This is a genomic window from Chelatococcus albus, from assembly GCF_030067675.1.
Classification (GTDB): domain Bacteria; phylum Pseudomonadota; class Alphaproteobacteria; order Rhizobiales; family Beijerinckiaceae; genus Chelatococcus_A; species Chelatococcus_A albus.
Genome location: NZ_JASJEV010000004.1, coordinates 226,194 through 243,892, shown reverse-complemented (window position 1 = coordinate 243,892; position 17,699 = coordinate 226,194). Strand labels below are relative to the sequence as shown.

At 69.6% G+C, this 17,699-nt stretch carries 12 protein-coding genes; 7 read left to right on the top strand and 5 right to left on the bottom strand.

The genetic code is table 11. From position 1 onward, the window contains the following. Positions 1–4: 4 nt before the first annotated feature. Positions 5–454: an NfeD family protein gene (locus QNA08_RS08750; protein WP_283740307.1), complete on the top strand. Its 450-nt coding sequence runs from the start codon at positions 5–7 to the stop codon at positions 452–454. Between the two features lie 31 nt (positions 455–485). Here QNA08_RS08750 and QNA08_RS08745 read toward each other — a convergent pair whose 3' ends face one another. Further along, positions 486–1,478, bottom strand: a complete 993-nt coding sequence (locus QNA08_RS08745; RefSeq protein WP_283740306.1) for a KpsF/GutQ family sugar-phosphate isomerase — start codon at positions 1,476–1,478, stop codon at positions 486–488. Between the two features lie 263 nt (positions 1,479–1,741). On the opposite strand from QNA08_RS08745, the gene QNA08_RS08740 reads away from it, so the two are divergent. Continuing rightward, positions 1,742–3,202 carry an outer membrane beta-barrel protein gene (locus QNA08_RS08740; RefSeq protein WP_283740305.1) on the top strand — a complete coding sequence of 487 codons (1,461 nt, stop codon included), beginning with the start codon at positions 1,742–1,744 and terminating at the stop codon, positions 3,200–3,202. Here the strand turns inward: QNA08_RS08740 and galU are convergent. Beyond that, the gene (gene galU, locus QNA08_RS08735; protein WP_283740304.1) at positions 3,186–4,088 is read right to left on the bottom strand and encodes a UTP--glucose-1-phosphate uridylyltransferase GalU; all 903 of its coding nucleotides are present in this window, start codon (positions 4,086–4,088) and stop codon (positions 3,186–3,188) included. The two genes, QNA08_RS08740 and galU, sit on opposite strands and share 17 nt — an antisense overlap. A gap of 248 nt (positions 4,089–4,336) precedes the next feature. Between galU and galE the strand changes: the two genes are divergently transcribed. From galE to QNA08_RS08720, 3 genes are all read left to right on the top strand, one after another. After that, complete coding sequence (gene galE, locus QNA08_RS08730) at positions 4,337–5,326, top strand: UDP-glucose 4-epimerase GalE (RefSeq protein ID WP_283740303.1); 990 nt, start codon at positions 4,337–4,339, stop codon at positions 5,324–5,326. Positions 5,327–5,436: 110 nt separating this feature from the next. After that, a complete protein-coding gene (locus tag QNA08_RS08725) occupies positions 5,437–6,741 on the top strand; it encodes a lytic murein transglycosylase (protein ID WP_283740302.1) in 1,305 nt (434 codons plus the stop codon). 93 nt (positions 6,742–6,834) lie between these two features. Continuing rightward, positions 6,835–8,025, top strand: a complete 1,191-nt coding sequence (locus QNA08_RS08720; RefSeq protein WP_283740301.1) for an SGNH/GDSL hydrolase family protein — start codon at positions 6,835–6,837, stop codon at positions 8,023–8,025. 87 nt (positions 8,026–8,112) lie between these two features. On the opposite strand, the gene QNA08_RS08715 is transcribed toward QNA08_RS08720, so the two are convergent. Both QNA08_RS08715 and gltB read right to left on the bottom strand, forming a co-directional pair. Continuing rightward, positions 8,113–9,537, bottom strand: a complete 1,425-nt coding sequence (locus QNA08_RS08715; RefSeq protein ID WP_283740378.1) for a glutamate synthase subunit beta — start codon at positions 9,535–9,537, stop codon at positions 8,113–8,115. A 163-nt stretch (positions 9,538–9,700) separates the two neighbouring features. Continuing rightward, positions 9,701–14,365, bottom strand: a complete 4,665-nt coding sequence (gene gltB, locus QNA08_RS08710) for a glutamate synthase large subunit (RefSeq protein WP_283740377.1) — start codon at positions 14,363–14,365, stop codon at positions 9,701–9,703. A 689-nt stretch (positions 14,366–15,054) separates the two neighbouring features. Between gltB and QNA08_RS08705 the strand changes: the two genes are divergently transcribed. Together QNA08_RS08705 and QNA08_RS08700 are read left to right on the top strand one after the other, a co-directional pair. Then, positions 15,055–16,128 (top strand): threonine aldolase family protein, encoded by a 1,074-nt coding sequence (locus tag QNA08_RS08705; RefSeq protein ID WP_283740300.1) that lies wholly within the window; start codon positions 15,055–15,057, stop codon positions 16,126–16,128. Between the two features lie 97 nt (positions 16,129–16,225). After that, positions 16,226–17,002, top strand: coding sequence for a hypothetical protein (locus tag QNA08_RS08700; protein ID WP_283740299.1), 777 nt, complete (start codon positions 16,226–16,228; stop codon positions 17,000–17,002). A 103-nt stretch (positions 17,003–17,105) separates the two neighbouring features. Here QNA08_RS08700 and QNA08_RS08695 read toward each other — a convergent pair whose 3' ends face one another. After that, positions 17,106–17,576: an Hsp20 family protein gene (locus tag QNA08_RS08695; RefSeq protein WP_283740298.1), complete on the bottom strand. Its 471-nt coding sequence runs from the start codon at positions 17,574–17,576 to the stop codon at positions 17,106–17,108. Positions 17,577–17,699 lie beyond the last annotated feature (123 nt).

Sequence of the window (17,699 nt, the reverse complement as noted above, 5' to 3'; positions counted from 1 at the left end):
GGACATGATCACCTGGCTGCTGCATGAGCACGGTCCATGGATGTGGATCGTGCTCGGGCTTGCCCTCATGGGGCTCGAGCTCCTCGCACCCGGCGTCTTCTTCCTCTGGCTCGGTCTGGCCGCAGTCGTCACCGGCGTGCTCGACGCGCTGCTCGACCTGTCCTGGCAGGCGAGCGCGCTTCTCTTCGCGGTGCTCGCCGCGGCGAGCGTCGGGCTCGGACGCATTCTGACGCGCCGCAGGGGAGAGGAGGGGGCCGATCAGCCCTTCCTCAACCGGCGCGGCGCGGCGCTGGTCGGCGAAACCTTCACGCTCGACGCGCCGATCGAGAAGGGGGAAGGGCGGCTGCGTGTGGGCGACAGCGTCTGGCGCATCGTCGGGCCCGATTGCCCTGCCGGCGCGACCGTCCGCGTCCTGCGCATCGACGGTGCCACGCTCGTGGTGGAGCGGGCCTGAGAACGGTGTCGTCGCCCGGGAGCCCGGGCGGTCAGGCCGCCCCCGCCCTGAGAAGGTCGAGCACGTGCACGAGCCCCACCGGCCTGCCGTCCTCGACGACGACCAGCGCGCCCACCTTCGTGCGCTCGACGAGCTCCAGCGCCTCGGCAAGGAGGGCGTCGGGCGCGACGATCTTCGGCGTGCGCGTCATGACCGCTTCGACCTCCAGGGTCATGAGATCGGGCCTCATGTGGCGGCGCAGGTCGCCGTCCGTGACGATGCCGGCAAGCAGGCCCGCGTCGTCCACGACGACGACGCAACCGAAGCCCTTGGCGCTCATCTCGACGAGGGCATCGCCCATGGTGCGGCCGACGGCGACGACTGGCAGGCGCTCGCCGGCGTGCATGACGTCGCACACCTGCGTGAGCTGTGCACCAAGCTTGCCCCCGGGATGGTAGATGCGGAAATCCTGCGCCGAGAAGCCGCGTGCCTCCAGCAGCGCCACGGCGAGCGCGTCGCCGAGCACGATCTGCATGGTGGTCGAGGTGGTCGGCGCGAGGCCGTTCGGGCAGGCCTCCTGGGTCCTCGGCAGGGTGAGGCAGACATCGGCCTCTCGCCCCAGCGTCGAATCGTCCTTCGAGGTGATGGCGACGAGCGTCACGCGGAAGCGCTTAGCATAGCCGATGATCGACGACAGTTCCGTCGTCTCGCCTGACCAGGAAAGGGCGATGACGACGTCGTCGGCCCGGATCATGCCGAGGTCGCCGTGGCTCGCCTCGCCCGGATGCACGAAATAGGCGGGCGTGCCGGTCGAGGCGAGCGTCGCCGCGATCTTGCGGCCGACATGGCCCGACTTGCCCATGCCCGTGACGATGACGCGGCCGGTGCAGGCGCCGATGAGGCGGACCGCCGTCGCGAAGCGCTCGCCGAGACCGGCGGTCAGGGCCTCCGCCAATGCCTCGAGGCCGTTGCGCTCGGTCGCGAGCGTGCGCAGGGCGGAGGCAATCGGGTCGACGGCTGGCTTGCGGACGGCGGAAAGGGTCATCAGGGCGGCGATCCTCTTGGGCTGGGGCGGCCCGCCTCATAGCACGGACGGCGCCGCAAGGCGACGCCACGCGCCCGCCGCTTACTGCGCGTTAACTCTGCCGTTTTAGCGTCCATTAACCATGCCGCGCGTGCCGGCGGTGGGCGCGGGCGCATGCCGTGGCCGTCGACGGTGCCTCGCGCGGCCACCCGGCCGTGCCGCCAAATGGAGCGAAGTCATTGGTTCGCTGCAGATGCCGTTCCGACGAGACACCGGTTTCGCCGGTGCTTGCGCTTGGCCTCGCGGCGATGACCCTCCTGTCGTTGCCGGCGCCCGCCCAGGAGGTTGCGGGCGGCGCCCTGCGGGGCACGACGCAGCCGGCGCTCGGGGTCGGACCGTCCGCCCTCGGCTTCGACGCCCTGGAGCCGTCGCCGGGGGGAGCCGGGGAAGGAGCCGCTCCCTCCGCCGCTGCCACCTCCGCCCCCGTCCGGCAGCCCGTGCGCCCGCCGCTGGCCGACGGGGTGCGCGGATCCGTGCGCTCGCCGGTGTACGGCTTGGCGATGGCGGCCCCCGAGACCCCGGTGCGTCGCCGCCGCCGCGTCGAGGACGACGCTTTTGCCCCTCTCGGCTGGCGCTTCGGCGGCCTGACGCTCCTTCCCGCCATCGAGTCGGGCGTGGGCTACGACACGAACCCCAATCGGTCCTCCGGCCGGCACAAGGGCTCCACGCTCCTGCGCACCGAAGGGGAACTGCGCCTCAAGTCCGACTGGTCGCGTCACGAGCTCGTCGGGCTCCTGCGTGGCGCCTATCTCGACTATCCCGACATGCGCCGCGCCAGCCGTCCCACGGGCGAGGGGCGCCTCGACCTGCGTCTCGATGCGCGGCGCGACACCGAGATCGACCTCGGCGCGCGCTTCACGCTCGACACCCAGCGCCCCGGCAGCCCCGACCTGCCCGGCAGCGTGATCGACCGCCCGATCGTCGCCACCGGCGGTGTCTCGGCGGGCGTCGTCGAGCGCTTCAACCGGCTGTCGCTCGGCCTCAAGGGCAGCATCGACCGCAGCTACTACGAGGACGCGGAGCTCGCGGGCGGCGGAACGCTGGACCAGGGCGACCGCAACTACACGCAATACGGCCTGGCGCTGCGCGGCGGTTACGAAGTGCATCCGGGGCTGAAGCCCTTCGTCGAGGGCACCATCGACACGCGCCGCTACGACCGGCGTATCGACAGTTCCGGCTTCGAGCGCGATTCGACGGGTTACAGCCTGCGCGCGGGTGCGAGCTTCGAACTCACGCGCCTCGTCACCGGCGAGGTCGCCGTGGGCTACCAGCACCGCACCTACGAGGACGAGCGGCTGGAGGCCCTGCGCGGGCCGCTGGTCGATGCGGCCATCGTGTGGACGCCGACGCCGCTCACGACAGTGCGGCTGCGCGGCGCGACGAGCCTCGACGAGACGACGGTGGTGGGGGCGAGCGGCCTTCTGGCCAGGCGCGCCACGCTCGAAGTGGAGCATGCGCTGCGCCGTTATCTGACGCTCACCGGCCTGCTGTCGCTGCAGCAGAACGACTACGACGGCGTTCCCGTGAAGGAGGATACCTTCACCGGCGGCCTGCGCCTGGAATGGAAGCTCACCCGCTCCCTGGCGGTGCGGGCGAGCTTCACGCACGAACGACTGAAGAGCACGACGCCGGGGTCCGACTACACCGCCAACGTCTTTCTCCTGGGGCTCAGACTGCAGCGCTGAGCGGCGTGCGACGCCTCGCCAGGATCGCCTCGATCTCCCGGCGGAACTCGGCCGCGAGGTCCGGTCGCTCCAGGGCATAGGCGACGTTGGCCGAGAGGAAGCCGATCTTCGAGCCGCAGTCGTAGATGTCGCCGTCGAAGCGCGTGGCGAAGAAGGGCTCCGTCTGCGACAGCTTGATCATGGCGTCGGTGAGCTGGATCTCGCCGCCGGCGCCGCGCTCCTGCCTGGCGAGAAGGTCGAAGATGCCCGGCTGCAGGATGTAGCGGCCGGTGATGTGCAGGTTCGACGGGGCGGTACCCTTCGGCGGTTTCTCCACCATGGTCGTGATCTGCGAGACCTTGGCGGTGGCGTCCTTCACGCCGACGATGCCGTACTGGTGCGTCTGGTCGTCCGGCACCGGCGCAACAGCGATGTGGTTGCCGCCATGCTCGTTGTAGGCCTCGATCATCTCGGCGAGGCAGGGCTTGGCGGCGTGGTGCAGCATGTCGGGCAAGAGGAGCGCGAAGGGTTCTTCGCCGACGATCTCGCGGGCGCACCAGACCGCGTGGCCGAGGCCGAGCGGCCCCTGCTGGCGCGTGAAGCTCGTCTGGCCGGCGCCCGGCAGATCACGCAGGAGCTCTTCGAGCACCTTCGTCTTGCCGCGCTCGGCGAGCGTGCGCTCCAGCTCGAACTGATTGTCGAAGTGGTCCTCGATGACGCCCTTGTTGCGGCCCGTGACGAAGACGAAATGCTCGATGCCCGCGGCGCGCGCCTCGTCGACGACATGCTGGATGACGGGCCGGTCGACGACCGTCAGCATCTCCTTGGGCATGGCCTTCGTGGCGGGGAGGAAGCGGGTGCCGAGACCCGCGACGGGGAATACGGCCTTGCGGATAGGCTTCTTCATGAGCTGATCTGGAACCAGTCCTGTGGGGCGAGGGAGGAGAATGCGAACCGCGGCCACCCCTGACGCCGTTCGCACACCCGACCACCGTCATCGCGAATATGGTGATGCGATGGCGGCTTGGTCGAGCGAACGATGAGCATGACCCATGAATGACGAATGAATGTTGACGCCGCGTCAATGGTTCCCTGGCAAAGCATGCGGCGGGCCCGGCGCGGCACGGGTCGCGCGCAGGAGGAGGAGCGCAGGCGATGGCGGTATTGGTGACAGGCGGGGCGGGCTACATCGGCAGCCACATGGTTTTGGCCCTGCACGACGCCGGCGAGGAGGCCGTAGTGCTCGACGATCTGTCGACGGGTTTTCCTTGGGCCGTGCCGGACGACGTGCCCCTCGTCGAGGGTGACATCGCCGATGCCGCGCTCGTCGCGAAGATCATCGCCGAATATGACGTAACAGCGGTCGCGCATTTCGCCGCCCGCATCGTGGTGCCCGAGTCCGTCGCCGATCCGCTCGGCTACTATCTCGCCAACACGGTGAAGTCGCGCGCGCTCATCGAGGCCGTGGTGACGGCCGGCATCCGCGACTTCGTCTTCTCCTCCACCGCCGCCGTCTACGGCAACACGACGGTCAGCCCCGTGCCCGAGGACGCGCCGCTCGCGCCGGTCTCGCCCTACGGCCGCTCCAAGCTGATGACCGAATGGATGCTCGCCGACGCTGCCCAAGCGCACGGCCTGCGCTACGTCGTGCTGCGCTATTTCAACGTGGCCGGGGCGGATCCTGCCGGCCGGTCGGGCCAGTCGACACCGCACGCGACCCATCTCATCAAGGTCGCCTGCCAGGCCGCGCTCGGCCTGCGGCCGGGGCTCGACGTCTTCGGCACGGACTATCCGACGCCGGACGGCTCCTGCGTCCGCGACTACATCCAGGTCACCGACCTCGCCGAGGCCCATCTGGCCGCGCTCGCGCATCTGCGCGGCGGCGGGGCGAGCGGCATCTACAATTGCGGCTACGGTCGCGGCTATTCCGTCCTCGAGGTCGCCGAGGCGGTCAAGCGCATCTCCGGTGTCGACTTTCCCGTGCGGCTCGCGCCGCGGCGGGCGGGCGATCCGGCCTCGATCGTCGCCGACGTACGCCGGATCCGGGCCGACCTCGGCTGGGTCCCCACGCGTGCCGACCTCGACGGCATCGTCATGCAGGCTCTGGCGTGGGAGCGCGAGCTCCTCGCCCGCGAGGGGGCCTAGGCTTGCAATTTTCGGCCTTTGCCGGTGTCCTGCTCTACGTTTTTGCAACCATATCCCATAAGCTCTATGCCGCCGGTCGCCCGACCGGCGTAACAGCGGGGAGTTCGACGATGGCGGCCAGGACGGCAGGCGGGCGCATGCGAGGGGCAGCCGGACGGCGCACCGGCATCGGCGCGATCGCTGCGATTGCCGCGAGCCTCGCTCTTGCGGCCTGCGCGTCGAACGGCATCCTTCCGGGCGTCGCCAGCATGGACGAGGTTGAAACCACCAGTGGCCGCGGGGCACCGCAGCCGGCCGCCTTCGCGGCCTTCGTCGAGGAGCTGTGGCCGGCGGCGCGCGCCCGCGGTGTGTCGCGGCGGACCTTCGACGCGGCCTTTGCCGGCGTCTCGCCCGATCAGAAGGTCCTCGACCTCACGAAGAAGCAATCCGAATTCGTCAAGCCGATCTGGGAGTACCTCGCTTCCGCCGTCTCGGAGAAGAGGCTGGAGAAGGGCCCGCAGATGGCTGCCCAGTATGCCTCGACGCTCGCCGCGGTCGAACAGACCTACGGCGTCGATCGCAAGGTCATCATGGGTGTCTGGGGCATGGAGACGAATTTCGGCGGCTTCACCGGCAACAACTACGTCGTCCAGGCGCTCGCCACGCTCGCCTATGCCAGGTACCGCGGCGACTATTTCCGCAACGAGCTGGTGACGGCGCTCAAGATTCTCGACGATGGCCACGTCTCGCCGGCCGACATGCAGGGCTCGTGGGCCGGTGCCATGGGGCAGACGCAGTTCATGCCCTCGAGTTTCGTCCGCTATGCCGTCGATTTCACCGGCGATGGCAAGCGCGACATCTGGACCTCCGTGCCCGATGCGCTCGCCTCCACCGCCAACTACCTCAAGATGCACGGCTGGCAGACGGGGCTGCCATGGGGATTCGAAGTGCAGCTCCCGCCGGGTTACAGCCATCGCGTGCGAAAGCAATCCTTCGCCCACTGGGCGCAGGCGGGCGTGCGGCGCATGGACGGCAAGGCCATGCCGGCAGAGGGCGAGGCGAGCCTGTTCATGCCGGCCGGTGCGCGCGGCCCGGTCTTCCTCGTCACCAAGAACTTCGCCGTCATCAAGCGCTACAATAACTCCGATGCCTATGCGCTCGGCGTTGCCCACCTTGGCGACCGCGTCTACGGCGGTCCGGCGATCCAGGCCTCCTGGCCGGTGGAGGAGCGCCAGCTGACGAAGGACGAGCGACACGAGTTGCAGCGGCGCCTCGCCTTGCTCGGCTACGACGTGGGCGAGCCGGACGGCAGGCTCGGCACGCAGACGCGTGACGCGATCGTCGCCTTCCAGGAGAGCCGCGGCCTCGTGCCTGACGGCTATCCTGATAGCCGCCTGCTCGCCTACCTGCGCCAGACGGCCGACCCGCGCTCCTGACGCGCCGACGCCGATGCGATAGGATCGTCAACGGGCGGACATGCCCGTGCGCGGCATCGGATCCGTCTGCCGTTCGGAAGAAAGCTGCCGGCCATGCGTCTGCGTTCCTTCGCGGCCCTTCTCGTCTCGGCGTTCCTGCTCATGATGGCGGGCGGGCCGACGGCGGTCGCGCAGAACGATCCGCTGACACGCTTTCTCAACAGCATCTTCCAGCCGCGCGAGGTGCAGCCCCCGCCGCCGACCCAGCGTCAGCGTCCGGCGCCGCGCCCGGCGCCGCGCCGCACGCCGCCGCCGGCAGTCGTACGCGAGACGCCGCAGAAGCCGAAGATCGAGGCGTCGAATTTCATCGTGGTGCTCGGTGATTCGCTGGCCGACCTCCTGGCCCAGGGGCTGGGGGAGGCCTTCGCCGAGGCACCCGAGATCGCCGTGACGGTGCGCGCCCGCGCCGATTCCGGGCTTGTGCGCGCCGATTTCTACGATTGGCCCAAGGCCGTGCGCGATCTCCTCGCGAGCCCGCAGAGGATCACCGTCGGTGTCATGATGATCGGCGCCAACGACCGCCAGGCCCTGCGCGACGGGGAGACGAGTGTCGAGCCGGGTGCTCCGCGCTGGAAGGAGCTCTACGCCGCCCGGGTCGACGCCATCGTTTCGGCCTTCGCCGAGAGAAAGCTCCCTCTGGTCTGGGTGGGCCTGCCGCCGATGAAGAACGAGCGCCTTACGGCAGACCTCCTCGCCTTCAACGAGCTCTACCGGGAGCGCGTGGAGAAGGCGGGCGGCATTTATGTCGACATCTGGGAGGCCTTTGTCGACGCAGAGAACCGTTATGCCGCGACGGGGCCGGACGTCACCGGCCAGACGGCGCGCCTGCGCACGGCCGACGGCGTCCATTTCACCAAGGCGGGCGCGCGCAAGGCGGCGCATTTCGTCGAGGTGGAGATCCGCCGCCTGCTGCAGGGACAGGCGCCGGCAATCGTTGCGCTGCCGGAGGCCACGGAAGAGCAGGGCCCGCGCGTGCGCGACCCCATCGAGCGGATGATCGATGCCTCCATCCCCGCCCTGCCCGAGCCGCATGGGCTTCTGTCGATCCCGACGAAGCCCCTGGCCGGCCCGATCCTGCCGCTCACGCGCATCGACACGACGCCGGGCGGAACTCTCTCCAACGCCCGTCCGCGCTTGACCGGCGAAGCTGGCGCGCTGATCGAGCGGGTCTACGGCCTGGGGCAGGCGCCGGACCCGCGTCCCGGACGCGCCGACGACTTCCGCTGGCCGCGGGACGGTCTCTAGAACCGTCCGCTGAGCCTTCCGTCTCGCCAGCCCCGCGCCGAAGACGACGCCCCGGGGCCAATCTCCGGCGATCGTCCCGCCGGCCCGTCAGCGCGGCAGGTTCGAGGCACCCATGAGGAATTCGTCAATGGCGCGAGCTGCCTGGCGACCCTCGCGGATGGCCCAGACGACCAGGGACTGTCCGCGGCGCATGTCGCCGGCTGCGAAGATCTTGTCGCGCGAGGTGCGATAATCCCCGTCATGCGCGGCGACATTGCCGCGCTTGTCGAGCGATACGCCCGCCTCTTCCACCATGCCGGCACGCACGGGGCCGACGAAGCCCAGCGCGATGAAAACGAGATCTGCCGGCAGGACGAACTCCGTGCCGGGAATCGGCACGCGCTTCTCGTCGACGCGCGAGCAGCGCACGCCGGTGACGCGGCCCTTCTTGCCCTCGATACCGAGCGTCGCGGCCTGGAACTCGCGTTCGGCGCCCTCCGCCTGGCTCGACGAGGTGCGGAGCTTGGTCGGCCAGTAGGGCCATACGGCGAGCTTGTCCTCGCGCAGCGGCGGCTTCGGCCGGATGTCGAGCTGCGTCACCGACAGCGCGCCCTGGCGGAAGGAGGTGCCGACGCAGTCGGAGGCCGTGTCGCCACCGCCGACGACAACCACGTGCTTGCCGTCGGCGAGGATCGGATCGGTGTCCGCGAAATTCTCGCGGCCGACGCGGCGGTTCTGCTGCACGAGGAAGGGCATGGCGTAGTGCACGCCCCGGAGGTCCATGCCGGGCAGCTTCGGGTCGCGCGGAGCCTCGGCGCCACCGGCCATGAGGACGGCGTCGAACTCGTCGACGAGCGTCTGGAACGGCTTGTCGATGCCGATGTTGACGCCGTAGTGGAACACCACGCCCTCCGCCTCGAGCTGGGCCACGCGGCGGTCGATGTGGCTCTTCTCCATCTTGAAGTCGGGGATGCCGTAGCGCAGCAGGCCGCCGGCCCGCGGCTCGCGTTCGAACACGTGCACTTCGTGGCCGACCCTGGCGAGCTGTTGCGCCGCCGCGAGACCCGCGGGGCCCGAGCCGACGATGGCGACGCTGCGGCCGGTGAGCTTGGCCGCCGGCTCGGGGCGGATCCAGCCGTTCTCCCATGCCTTGTCGGCGATGGCCTGCTCGATGGTCTTGATGGTGACCGGCGCGTCCTCGAGGTTCAGGGTGCAGGCCTCCTCGCAGGGGGCGGGGCAGATGCGGCCGGTGAACTCGGGGAAGTTGTTGGTGGAGTGGAGGTTGCGGGCCGCCTCCTCCCAGTCGCCGTTGTAGACGAGGTCGTTCCAGTCGGGGATCTGGTTGTGCACCGGGCAGCCCATCGGCCCGTGGCAGAAGGGAATGCCGCAGTCCATGCAGCGGGCCGCCTGGCGCTCGACGTCCTTGTCCTCGAGCGGCAGCGTGAACTCGCGGAAATGGCGGATGCGGTCGCCGGCGAGCTGATACTTCTGCTCCTGCCGGTCGTATTCCAGAAAGCCCGTGACCTTGCCCATCGTCGTTCCCAACCTGTCGTCCCCGGGGTGGCGCAACGCCGCGCCGCGGGGATCGCGACCGCTCGGGCCGCCTTGCCCGCCCTGCGGCGCTCGTCCTCGATCCTGGTGCCGTCGCGCCGGGGCGCGGGCGGCTCGTGCCGCGCGCCCCGGATGCCGGCCCCGCCTATTCCGCCGCCTGCAGCGTGCGCATGCGCTCCATCTCGCGCAGGGCCCGCCGGTACTCGACCGGCATCACCTTCACGAATTTCGTGCGACAGGCCGCCCAGTCGTCGAGGATGGCCCTGGCGCGCGCCGAGCCCGTGTAGCGCAGGTGGCTCCTGATGAGCTGCATCAGGCGCTCCTCGTCGTGGCCGGACATGTCGGCCAGGATGTCGATGCGCCCCTTGTGCTCGAGGTCGCCGCCATGGTGGTGGAGGCGCTCCATCAGGTCCTCCTCCTCCTCGACGGGCTCGAGGTCGACCATCGACAGGTTGCAGCGCTTGGCGAAGCTGCCGTCCTCGTCGAGCACGTAGGCGATGCCGCCCGACATGCCGGCCGCGAAGTTGCGGCCCGTCGGGCCGATGACGACGACGACGCCGCCCGTCATGTACTCGCAGCCGTGGTCGCCCGTGCCTTCGACGACGGCGATCGCGCCCGAGTTGCGCACGGCGAAGCGTTCGCCCGCCACGCCGCGGAAGTAGCACTCGCCGGCGATGGCGCCGTAGAGCACGGTGTTGCCCACGATGATCGAGCGTTCCGGCGCGGCCCGGCAGTCCGGCGACGGCTTGATGATGAGCTTGCCGCCCGAGAGCCCCTTGCCGACGTAGTCGTTCGCCTCGCCGGTGAGCTCAAGCGTCACGCCGGCGGCCAGGAAGGCGCCGAAGCTCTGTCCGGCCGTGCCGGTGAGCCTGACCGTGATGGTGTCGTCGGGCAGCCCATCATGGCCATGCGCCTTGGCGACCTCGCCCGAGAGCATGGCCCCGGTCGAACGGTCGACGTTCTTGATGCGCCGCTCGATGACCACCGGCTTGCCCGTGTCGATCGCCTCGCGCGCCTCGGCGATGAGGCCGCGGTCGAGCACGGCCTCGATCGGGTGGTGCTGGCGCTCGACATGGCGCACCGCCGCGCTCGGCCCGGCGTCGGGACGGTGGAACAGGCGCGTGAAGTCGAGGCCTCTGGCCTTCCAGTGGTCGACAGCTTCCTTCTTGTCGAGCAGGTCGGAGCGGCCGATCAGCTCATCGAGGTGGCGGAAGCCCATGGCGGCCATCAGCTCGCGCACTTCCTCCGCGACGAAGAAGAAGTAGTTGATGACGTGCTCCGGGAGCCCCTTGAAGCGCTTGCGCAGCACCGGGTCCTGCGTGGCCACGCCCACCGGGCAGGTGTTGAGGTGGCACTTGCGCATCATGATGCAGCCGGCCGCGATCAGCGGTGCCGTCGAGAAGCCGTATTCGTCGGCGCCGAGGAGGGCGCCGATGATGACGTCGCGCCCGGTGCGCAGGCCGCCGTCGACCTGCAGTTGCACGCGCCCGCGCAGGCGATTGAGCACGAGCGTCTGCTGCGTCTCGGCAAGCCCGATCTCCCACGGGCTGCCGGCGTGCTTGAGGGAGGTGAGGGGGCTCGCGCCCGTGCCGCCCTCGTAGCCGGAGATGGTGATGTGGTCGGCGCGCGCCTTGGCGACGCCGGCCGCCACCGTGCCGACCCCCACCTCCGAGACGAGCTTCACCGACACGTCGGCGGCGGGGTTGACGTTCTTCAGGTCGAAGATGAGCTGCGCCAGGTCCTCGATCGAATAGATGTCATGGTGCGGTGGCGGCGAGATAAGGCCGACTCCCTGGGTCGAGTGGCGCAGTCGGGCGATGACGGCGTCCACCTTGTGCCCGGGCAGCTGGCCGCCCTCGCCGGGCTTCGCCCCTTGAGCGATCTTGATCTGCATGACGTCGGAATTGACGAGATATTCCGTCGTCACGCCGAAGCGGCCGGAGGCGACCTGCTTGATCGATGAGCGCTTGGAGCGGCCGTCGGGCAGCGGCTTGAAGCGCGAGGCGTCCTCGCCGCCCTCGCCCGTGTTGGAGCGGGCGCCGATGGCGTTCATGGCGAGCGCCAGGGTCTCGTGCGCCTCCTTGGAGATGGCGCCGAGCGACATGGCGCCGGTGGAGAAGCGCTTGACGATCTCCTTCGCAGGCTCGACCTCCTCGAGCGGCACGGGGGCCACGTGGCGGTCCGCCGCCATCTTGATCCTGAACAGGCCGCGGATCGTCGTGAAGCGGTTCTCCTGCTCGTTCACGATGCGCGCGAACTCGCGATAGCGGTCCTGGGCGTTGAGGCGCACGGCGTGTTGCAGCGTCGCCACCGTGTCCGGGGTCCAGACATGGTCCTCGCCCCGGGTGCGGAAGGCGTATTCACCGCCCACGTCTAGGGCGTTGCGATAGATCGGCGCGTCGCCGAAGGCGTCGCGGTGGCGCCGCTCCGTCTCCTCGGCGATCTCGGGAAGGCCCACGCCCTCGATGGTCGTCGCCGTGCCGAAGAAGAACTTCGCCACGAAGTCGTTCTTCAGGCCGATCGAGTCGAAGATCTGCGCGCCGCAATAGGACTGGTAGGTGGAGATGCCCATCTTGGACATCACCTTGAGCAGCCCCTTGTCGATCGACTTGATGTAGCGCTTGACGATCTCGTCCTCGTCGACCTCCTCGGGGAAGTCGAGCGCCTCGTGCATCGACAGGAGGGTGTCGAAGGCAAGATAGGGGTTGATCGCCTCCGCGCCGTAGCCGGCGAGGAGGGCGAAATGGTGAATCTCCCGCGGCTCGCCCGATTCGACCACGAGCCCGACCGAGGTGCGCAGCCCCTTGCGGATCAGGTGATGATGCACGGCGGCCGTCGCCAGCAGCGCCGGGATCGCGATGCGGTCGGGGCCGACCATGCGGTCGGACAGGATGATGATGTTGTAGCCGCCGTGCACGGCTGCTTCGGCGCGTTCGCACAGGCGCTCGAGCGCGCCCTCCATGCCGGCTGCGCCCTGCAGCGCCGGATAGGTGATATCGAGGGTCTTGGTGTCGAAGCGGTCCTCGTAGTGGCCGATGCAGCGGATCTTCTCGAGGTCCTCGTTGGTGAGAATCGGCTGGCGCACCTCGAGGCGCTTGCGCCGCGAGCTGCCCTCAAGGTCGAAGATGTTCGGCCGCGGCCCGATGAAGGACACGAGGCTCATGACGAGCTCCTCGCGAATCGGGTCGATCGGCGGGTTCGTCACCTGCGCGAAGTTCTGCTTGAAATAGGTGTAGAGCAGCTTCGACTTCAACGACAGCGCCGAGATCGGCGTGTCGGTGCCCATGGAGCCGACGGCCTCCTGGCCGGTGACGGCCATGGGCGCCATCAGGAGCTTGAGGTCCTCCTGCGTGTAGCCGAAGGCCTGCTGGCGATCGAGCAGGCTCACGTCCGTGCGCGATTCGCGCGCCTGCACCGGCGGCAGCTCCTCGAGCACGATCTGCGTGCGCTTCAGCCACTCGCGGTAGGGATGCCGGGTCGAGAGCTCGCGCTTGATCTCCTCGTCGGAGACGATGCGCCCCTGTTCGAGGTCGATGAGCAGCATCTTGCCCGGCTGCAGGCGCCACTTCTCGACGATCTCCTCCTCCGGGATGGGGAGAACGCCCATCTCGGACGCACCGACGACGAGGCCATCCGCGGTGACGAGGTAGCGTGCCGGCCTCAGGCCGTTGCGGTCGAGGGTGGCACCGATCTGCCGGCCGTCGGTGAAGACGATGGCCGCCGGCCCGTCCCACGGCTCCATGAGGGCGGCATGATACTCGTAGAAGGCGCGCCGCTCCTCGTCCATGAGCGGGTTGCCGGCCCAGGCCTCCGGTACGAGCATCATCATGGCGTGGGCGAGCGAATAGCCGCCCTGCACCAGGAATTCGAGGGCATTGTCGAAGCAGGCCGTGTCCGACTGGCCCTCGTAGGAGATCGGCCAGAGCTTGGAGATGTCGTTGCCGAAGAGCTCGGAATCGACCGAGGCCTGTCGCGCCGCCATCCAGTTGACGTTACCGCGCAGCGTGTTGATCTCGCCGTTGTGCGCCACCATCCGGTAGGGATGGGCGAGCGACCAGGACGGGAAGGTGTTGGTCGAAAAGCGCTGGTGCACGAGTGAGATGGCGCTCTCGAAGCGCTCGTCGTTCAGGTCGGCGTAGTAGTCGCCGAGCTGGTTGGCGAGCAGCATGCCCTTGTAGACGAGCGTGCGCGACGACAGGCAGACCGGGTAGTAGCCGGCCATGCGCGGGTCGTTCATGTCGTAGATGGCGTTCGACACCACCTTGCGCAGGATGAAGAGCCGGCGCTCGAACTCCTCCTGCGTCTCGATGCCTTCCCCGCGCGCGATGAAGATCTGCCGGTGCTGCGGCTCGGTCGGCTTGACGCTGTCGCCAAGGCCTGAGGGATCGACCGGCACGTCGCGCCAGCCGAGCAGAACCTGGCCCTCGGCGGCGATGACACGCTCGATCGTCTCGGTGGCGATGCGGAAGCCTTCCTGGTCTCGCGGCATGAACAGGTGGCCGACGGCGTAGTGGCCGGGCTCGGGCAGGTCGATGCCGAGCTTGGCGCATTCCTCCTTGAAGAAGCGATGCGGGATCTGCACCAGCATGCCGCAGCCGTCGCCGGCCTTGGGGTCGGCCCCGACGGCACCGCGGTGGTCGAGGTTCTTCAGGATCGACAGGCCGTGCTCGACGATCGCGTGCGACTTGCGGTTCTTCATGTCGGCGACGAAGCCGACGCCGCAGGAGTCATGCTCGTGCGCAGGATCGTAGAGGCCCTGGGCCGCCGGCAGGCCCGGATCAACGGCGGGCGTTTTGGCGCGGCCGACCATGTTCGCAGCTTCGCCGAGGCCCTTCCGTTGTTCCAAGATCCCGCTCATCGGTCGCCCTTTCCCGGCCGCTCACGGCCTCATCGACAATCCTTGCTTCATGCGCGAGGAGGCTCGCTCACTCGCCCCGCCGGCCGCGCAGGCCGCACGGGACGGAGATCCGCCCCTTCTTCATCTTGGAGGTCCGGTTGCGCGATCTGCGCCGCGCCCGCACCTCGCGGGCGCCTTGCGGCCCCGAGAGAGCCGCGCGTGCCCGCTTAAGCCCGCGTCGTGCGGGCGGCAGGTTTCGTGTCTCGTTTGGCAGCCGTGGCGCGGGCCATGACCAGAACCTGCCGAGCCTCTCGTTCCGCGGATGCTCCCGCCATCGGAGCCACGAGGACCCGGAGGCGGCCGGAGCGCACATCGCCAATGGGACAGTATGACTGTCCTATTGCATCGCGGACCTTGCCAGATTTTTTTTCGGCGCACAAGCGCGAGTTTGTTCTAAATAATGCCTGTTGTTGCGCCTCGTGATCAAGGCGCGCAATTTTCGGCAAGGCGGCATCCGCCGAAAGGGTAACAGTCTGTCCTGCCGTCGCTGGGTGCCCCTTCCATGCGCATGGCGGGCGCCTGCGTATGCGGCTTTGCAGATGCCACGCCCGCCGCCATGTTGTCCGGCCTGTGTGACTGCCAAGGGGGGACGAGGGCCGGCCATGAATTTCGCGAGCGACAACTGGGCGGGGGCCGCCCCCCGCGTCCTGGAGGCCGTGGCGCGCGTGAACGAGGGGGCCATGCGGGCCTACGGCGGCGACGAGGTGACAGCGCGCGTCAAGGCGCGCCTCTGCGACGTCTTCGAACGCGACCTGTCCGTCTTCCTCGTCGTCACCGGCACGGCCGCCAACGCCTTGTCGCTCGCGACGCTCGCGCAGTCCTGGCGGTCGGTGCTCTGCCACGCGGAGGCGCATGTGGTGGACGTGGAGTGTGGCGCCACGGAGTTCTATTCCGGCGGCGCCAAGCTCGTCGGCCTGCCTGGCGTCGGCGGCAAGGTCCCGCTCGAGGCAGTGGCGCGCCATCTCGCCGTGCCGCGGCGCGTGCCGCATCAGATGATTCCCGCCGCGCTCTCTCTCACCCAGTCCACCGAGCTCGGGACTGTCTACTCGGTCGACGAGATCGGCGCGCTCGCCGAGCTCGCCCATGCGCACGGGCTGGGTGTGCACCTCGACGGCGCCCGCTTCGCCAATGCGCTGGTGCGCCTCGGCGCGACGCCGGCCGAAATGACCTGGAGGGCCGGTGTCGACATCCTCTCCTTCGGCGGCACGAAGAACGGCTGCATCGCGGCGGAGGCCGTCATCGTCTTCGATGCGGAGCGCGCCGGGCATATCGCCGAGCGGCGCATGCGCGGCGGCCATCTCCTGTCGAAGAGCCGTTTCGTCGCCGCCCAGCTCGAGAGCTATCTCGCCGCCGACCATTGGCTCGATCTCGCGGCCCATGCCAATGCCGCCGCCGCGCGCCTCGCCGCGGGGCTGGCGCGCCTCGGCATCCGCATTCCCCTGGCCGTCGAGGCGAACCAGATCTTTCCCATCCTTCCCGCAGGGGTCGACGCCGCCCTGCGCGCCGCAGGCGCGGCCTTCCACCCCTGGACGACAGCGAGCCTGCCGGAGGGAACCGCCATCGGCGAGGACGAGGTGCTCGTGCGGCTCGTCACCTCCTTCGCCACGCGCGACGAAGAGGTCGACCGGTTCCTGGCCGTGGCCGCGCAGGGCATGCGGGAGGTGAATGCGGTCTGACGGTTCCCTGTCCCGACGCGTGCCGCACCCCTGCCGCATTTGATTCAGAGCTTGCCCCCCACGGGGGCAGGGTCAGCACTGCGAGGTCCGGACCGCCATGACAGTTCTTCTCCGCCGGGCGCGGCTGCGCCGGTTGCCATTGGGCGCGCTCGCCGTCGCCTGCGCTGCGACTCTGGCGCCCATCGCCGCCTCGGCCCAGTTCTTCGAGGATGCGCCGCTCTCCCGTCGCGAGATCGTTCACGTGCTGCGTGATCACGGATTCGTCCGCATCGGCCCGCCGCGACGCGCCGGCGACGTCTATGTGGTCGAGGGCATCGACCGCGGCGGCTACCGCGTCCGCCTCGTCGTCGACGCCTATGCGGGCGACATCCTTGACGGTGTGCCCCTGGGCCCGCCGCGGCCGCTCGCGCGTGTGCTGCCGCCCGACGAGCCGTTCTCCGCGCCGCCGGCCGCATTGCCGCGCCGGCGCCTCACGGCGCGCCTGCCGGATGCGGAGGCCTCTCCGGCCCTGCCGCGGGCGGTGCCGGAGCCGCCGCCGCGCCCGCGCGACCTGACGATCGCTCCCGACGATCCGGAGACCCGCGGCCCGGCAACGGCCGCGACCGCACCGGCCGCGGCTCCGGCGGCCGGGCCGGAGCCGGTGCATGCGCCCCCAGTGCCTGCCGCGCCTTCCGGCCCGGCGCATGACGGTGGCGGGCCGGGCACGCAGCGGGCGCCGGAGTCTGCGGCCACCGCCGCGATCCAGCCGCCGGCCGTGCCGGAGGTGCCGCCGCCCGAGCTGGTCATTCGGGAGAAGGTCAAGCCGGCTGTCCCCGCCGCGCCTCCCGCCGGAGAGGGCGCTTCCGCCGTACCGCTGCCTGCGCCGAGCGACTGACGCAGCGGCAAAGCGGCGGGGCAAGGCCCGTGAACGGCCGAGGGAAAAGGGCGCCCGCGAGGGGCGCCCCACCTGTCGTTCGGCGACGTCGGTGCGACGGCGGTCAGGCCGCCTTCTGCGCCTCCGCCTCGATCACCTGGCCGCTGCCCTTGGCGGCGATGGGGATGAGGCGCGGCTTCTTCGCTTCCGGGATCTCGCGCACGAGCTCGACATGCAGGAGGCCGTTTTCCAGCGTCGCGCCCGTCACCTGGACGTGGTCGGCGAGCTGGAAGCGGCGCTCGAAGGCGCGCGAGGCGATGCCCTGGTACAGCACCTCCGGCTTGTCGGCGCCTTCCGGCGCCTTCTTCTCGCCGCGGATGGCGAGGCTCGCCTCCTTCACCTCGATGGCGAGCTCGTCGGGCGTGAAGCCGGCCACGGCGACGGAAATGCGGTAGGCATTCTCGCCGGTGCGTTCGATGTTGTAGGGTGGATAGCTCGGCGCGCTGTCGTGGCCGGTGGCCTGGTCGAGCAGCGCGAACAGCCGGTCGAAGCCGACGGTCGAGCGATAGAGGGGGGCAAGATCGAAGTGACGCATGGCATATCCTCCTTCTGAAGCGACATGCGGTCGTGCCCGCCCCGATGAGGCCGGGCAGATCATTCGTGCAGCCGTCTGGCCTGCACGGGCCACGAATTGGTGAGCATCCGGGGGCATTTCAAG